Source organism: Lentzea sp. (assembly GCF_036380075.1).
In the GTDB taxonomy this organism is placed as follows: domain Bacteria; phylum Actinomycetota; class Actinomycetes; order Mycobacteriales; family Pseudonocardiaceae; genus Lentzea.
The window spans coordinates 1-5131 of the sequence record NZ_DASVFL010000205.1; the positions used below are offsets into that span (position 1 = coordinate 1).

Annotated in this window: 4 protein-coding genes; 3 read left to right on the forward strand and 1 reads right to left on the reverse strand. The window is 72.4% G+C overall.

The features are described 5' to 3' along the window. Together VF330_RS22285 and VF330_RS22290 are read left to right on the forward strand one after the other, a co-directional pair. A partial coding sequence (locus VF330_RS22285) for an ATP-binding protein (protein ID WP_330853582.1) occupies positions 1–2502 on the forward strand: 2502 nt, incomplete at its 5' end. Between the two features lie 299 nt (positions 2503–2801). Then, complete coding sequence (locus VF330_RS22290; protein ID WP_330853583.1) at positions 2802–3416, forward strand: STAS domain-containing protein; 615 nt, start codon at positions 2802–2804, stop codon at positions 3414–3416. A 5-nt stretch (positions 3417–3421) separates the two neighbouring features. On the opposite strand, the gene VF330_RS22295 is transcribed toward VF330_RS22290, so the two are convergent. Beyond that, a complete protein-coding gene (locus VF330_RS22295; protein ID WP_330853584.1) occupies positions 3422–4348 on the reverse strand; it encodes a YihY/virulence factor BrkB family protein in 927 nt (308 codons plus the stop codon). A gap of 104 nt (positions 4349–4452) precedes the next feature. Here VF330_RS22295 and VF330_RS22300 point away from each other — a divergent pair, with 104 nt between their 5' ends. After that, complete coding sequence (locus tag VF330_RS22300) at positions 4453–5109, forward strand: hypothetical protein (RefSeq protein WP_330853585.1); 657 nt, start codon at positions 4453–4455, stop codon at positions 5107–5109. Positions 5110–5131 lie beyond the last annotated feature (22 nt).

Consider the following 5131-nt stretch of genomic DNA (forward strand, 5'->3'; position numbering starts at 1 on the left):
CGGCCGGGGGAGGCGATGCGGGCGTACGACCGGTTGCGGCGCGTGCTCGACGCGGAGCTGGGCGCCGGCCCGAGTCCCGAGATCAAGCAGCTGTACCAGCGGATCCTGCGCGACGACCCCCGGTTGGCGGGTCCCGCCCGCGCCGCCGCGGTGCTGTCGCGGGGCACACCCGTGCCGTGGCAGCTGCCCCCGGACGCGGACCCGTTCGTCGGCAGGCACGACGAGCTCCGCGGGCTGGACCACTTCACCGGCGCGGTCGCCGCGGTCGTCGGAACGGCCGGTGTCGGCAAGACGGCGCTCGCGGTGCACTGGGCGCACGGCGCGCGCGGCCGGTTCCCCGACGGGTGCCTGTACGTCGACCTGCGCGGGTACGGCCCGGAGGAGCCGGTGCCGCCGGAGCAGGTGCTGGCCGGGTTCCTGCGGGTCCTCGGCGACCGCGCCACCGACGTCGGGTACGAGATCGCGGAGCTGTCCGGCCGGTACCGGACGTTGCTCGCGGACCGCCGCATGCTGGTGGTGCTGGACAACGCGCGTGCCTCCGACCAGGTGCGGCCGCTGCTGCCGGGCACCGCGGGCTGCCTCGCCGTGGTGACCAGCCGCGACGACCTGGCCGGACTGGTCGCGCGGGACGGCGCGCACCGCGTGCGGCTGGACCCGCTGCCACCGGAGCAGGCACAGGCCCTGCTCGGCCGGCTGATCGGCGACCGGGAGGGCGCCGCCGCAGTGGTGGAACGGTGCGCGGGACTGCCGTTGGCGTTGCGCATCGTCGCCGAGCTCGCCGCGCAGTCCGGCACCCCGCTGACCGAGCTCGCCGTCACGCTGGCCGACCGCGGCCGCGGCCTGGACGAGCTGGACGCGGGCGGCGATCCCGGCACCGCCGTGGTGGCGGTCTTCGACTGGTCCTACCGCGTGCTGCCGCCATCGGCGGCAACGGCTTTCGGTCTTCTCACCTGGCATCCGGGCGCCGTCTTCGACAAGCACGCGGCCGCCGCCCTGCTGGACACCACCCCCGCCGAGGCCGGTCGGCTGATCGGCGTGCTCTGCCGTGCCCACCTGGTGCAGCGCGACGGCGTGGACCGCTTCCGCATCCACGACCTGTTGCGCGCGTATGGCAGGCGTCTATCGGCCCCCGACGCCGTGCAGACCGCGCTGACCGGACTTTTCGACTACTACGTGCACGCCACGACGGTTGCCGAGACCGCGCTGTCGTTGGGGCACGGCGATTCGCCCCGTCCGGCCGTGTTCCGGACCCCACCGCTGCACGACCCGGCTCTCGCCGCACGCTGGCTCAACACCGAACGCGCGACCCTGGTCGCCGTCGTCGTGCACTGCGCCCGGCACGGCTGGCCCGCCCAGGCCTGCGCGCTGGCCCAGGCGTTGCGCTCCTACCTGGACCAGGGACGTCATCTCGCCGAGGCCCGCACCGCCCACCGGCACGCGCTGCAGGCGGCCCGCGGTCTCGGCGACCCCGTCCGCATCGGTGCCGCGCTGAACAACCTCGGCGGTGTGCTCCACCACCTGGGCCGCTACGCCGAGGCGATCGAGCACCTGGAGGCCGCGCTGGTGTTGCGCAGGCAGACCGGCGACCGCACCGGCGAGGCGAGGACCGTCAACAACCTGGCCGGTGCGTACGGCCGCCTCGGCCGGCACGCCGAAGCGGTGGAGAGCTACGAGCTGGCCCTGCGCATCGCCCGCGGGACCGGCGACCTCGCGAGCGAGACCCTGGTGCTGGCCAACCTCGCTTTCGTGCACCTGCGAGTCGGTCGCTACCGGGAGGCGGTCGACTGCCACCGGCGCGCGCTGGAACTGGCACAGCGCCACGGCGACCGGATGATGGAGAGCGTCGAGCACAGCAACCTGGGCTTCGCGTACGCCGTCCTGGGCCGCTACCGCGAGTCGGCCCGTTCGTTGCGCCAGGCCGCCCGCCTGTGCCGGGAGCTGGGCGACCACCAAGGCCAGGGTTACGTCTCCGGCAACCTCGCCGTCCTGCACACCCGGCTCGGCAACCACTGGGTGGCGGGCCGCCACGTCGAACGCGCCCTGGCCCTGCACAACGCCTCCGGTGACCTCGCCAGCGAAGCCGCCGTGCTCGGCTACCAGGGAGACCTGCTGCTGCGCACGGGCCTGCCCGCCCAGGCGCTGCAGTCGTTCCGCCAGGCCCTGACCCTCGACCAGCGCCTCGGCGAACGGTTCCAGGAGGCGCAGGCCCTCAACGGCATCGCCGCCGCCGCGACCGCCCTGCGCCGCTTCGACCAGGCGCACCAGCACCACGAGGCGGCGCTCGCACTGGCCACGGCGATCGGCGACCGGTACGAACAGGCCCGTGCGCTCGACGGCCTCGGGCACCTGCGGTGCAAGGCGGGTGAACCGGGCGCTGCGGCAGCGCTGTGGCGGGAGGCGGCCGCGATCTACGCCGAGATCGAGGTGCCGGAGGCCGACCAGCTCAAGGCGCGGCTGCAGGCGATGACCGTGCCGGCCCGGGCGTCATCCACAGTGGACTGAAAGTCGCGTCCGTGAAGGGTGGAGTTGTCCTGAGTGGACACAGACTTCCGGGAACGGTGTCCGAGTGGAGCGAGGTCCTGCTTCCGTGGTGGACCGCGACCGGGACATCGGGCAAACCTGTGATGCCGCCTGAAGATTCTTCGTGTTCCGGGATCGCCGAACCGCGACAGAGCCCCTGACCTGGCCGGACACCGAGACCGGTTAACGCATTCCGGCCGCGGTCCGATAGGCAGGTCATGAGTACCGGAATCGGGAGCCGGTCTGGGGTGCTGCGAGCGCTCGCCGCGGTGTTTCTCGCCTTGGCCGCAGTCAACTTCGCACTGGCCGCGCACGACGGTGTGCAGTGGCTCATCGTCCTGGGTGCCCTCGACATAGCGGGTGGTCTCTACCTGGAGCGTCGTGTCCGAAGAGGCACGGGACAGCACCCCGGTAGCGGGCCGACGCACTCGTCCGACCTGCTGTTACCCGTGCCACGAACGCCAGGCGACCTCCGGCGCACGACGGACGTGCCGGAACCGTCGGCGACACCGGGATCACTGGTGCACGTGCAGGTCGGTCCGCACTGCATGGTCTCCGTGCACAACGGACCCGTGACCGGTGTGGGAGTGGTGCAGCTCGGCGGCGAGATCGACACCTGCACGACCGGTGAGCTGTGGCCCGTGGTCGAAGCGGAAGCCGGGCGGGCCGAACGCGCGCTGGTCGTGCAGCTGTCGGAGGTGACGTTCTTCGGCTCGGCCGGCATCACGCTGCTGCTCGACGCCTGGCAGGCGGCACGCGGCCAGGGCGTCGGGTTCGCCGTGGCCGCCGGGCAGGCCGCGGTGCTGCGGCCGTTGCGGATCACGCAGGTCGACGAGCTGCTGCCGGTCCGCGCTGACCTGGCCGGCGCCGTCGCCGCGGCCCTGCCCGCTCGCTGAGCCCGTCAGTCCATCGCCTTGGTGTCACGGGGCGGGGCGACCGGGTCCTCGCCGTCCGACTCGCCGGCTTCCATGCGCCGGCCGCGTTCCAGCTCCGCGTCCAGCTCGGCGCCCAGCAACAGCACGAGGTTCGAGATCCACAGCCAGACCAGGAAGATGATCACACCGGCCAGCGAGCCGTAGGTCTTGTTGTAGGAGCCGAAGTTCGCCACGTAGAAGGCGAACCCCAGCGACGCGACGACCCACACCACCACGGTGAGGAAACCGCCGGGCGTGATCCACAGGAAGCTCGGCTGCCGCACGTTGGGCGAGGCCCAGAACAGCAGGCCGATCGCGGCGCTGGCCAGGATGAACAGCACGGGCCACTTGGCGATGTCCCACACCGTGACGAACGTCGACCCGAGGCCCAGCACCCTGCCGAGCCACTCGGCGACACCGCCGGTGAGCGTCACGCCCAGGGCCGTGAGCGCCAGCAGCACGACCACACCGACGGTCAGCGCCAGTCGCAGCGGGATGACCTTCCAGAACGGACGGCCCTCCTCGATGTCGTAGATCGAGTTCGCGGCGCGCATGAACGCGCCCACGTACCCCGAAGCCGACCACAGCGCGGTGGCGAGACCGACGATGGCCAGCAGACCGCTGGCCTGGGACTTCTGCAGGTTCTCGATCCCGCCGGCGATGAAGTCCTTGGCTTCGCCGGGGCCGAGCACGTCGAGACTGTCCACGATGGTCTGCGTCGCGCTCGGCCCGAGCAGGCCCAGGAGCGAGACGAGCAGCAGGATGCCCGGGAACAGCGACAGCACGGCGTAGTAGGTCAGTGCGGCGGCCCAGTCGGTGAGGTTGTCGTTGTTGAACTCCTTCGCCGTGCGTTTCAGGACGGCCCACCAGGATCGCTTGGGCAGAGCGGTGGGGGCTTCAGGTGCGTGCGCCATGCACGGCGGGGTTTCCGCGAAAAGCGTGCGTACACCACCGAGTTCCTGGGTAGTGGTAAGTGAAGTCGATGGGGGAGAAGCCACCAGCTGTGAAGGGCATGCCGATGAGTGACCAGAACGTTCCCGCCGGAGCGGAACAGCCGCACGCCGAGAGCGCGCGAGCACAGCGCGAACCCGCCGGAACCGCGCTGTCCCGGACCGGCAGGGCGAACGGGCCCAAGCGGGTGAGGACCGCGGAGCGCGAGGAAGCGGACACGACGCAGCAGGCGGGCACGCAGAGCGAGAAGGCACCGGTGGAGCAGGCTGAGAAGGTGCCGGCGGTGCAGACCGGTAACGCGTCGGCGGAGCAGGCCGGAAAGGCACCGGCGGAGCAGGCCGGGGCGGCCCGCGAGAAGGCCACCGCCGTGACCGCCCAGCTGGGCGAGAAGGCGACCGAGGTGGGCCAGAAGGCCGGTGCGGCCGCCGCGCAGGCGGGTCAGAAGGCCGGCGAGGTCGCCGGGCGGGTGGGCGAGAAGGCCGGTGCGGTCGCCGGGCAGGTGGGCGAGAAGGCGGCCGGCATCACGGGCGAGGCCGGCGAGAAGGCCGGGTTCGTGGCCACGAAGGTCGGCGTGACCGTCATCGAGGCGGTCGAGGCGCTGCCCGAGCCGGTGAGGCAGCGCGTCGACCAGGGTGTCCGCCAGGTCCGGCAACACCCCGCGCTGGTCGCGGCCGGTGTGGCCGCGATCGCGTTGCTGCTGTGGAACCTGCGCCGCGGGCGCTGACCACCCGAGGGGCTCGCTGACA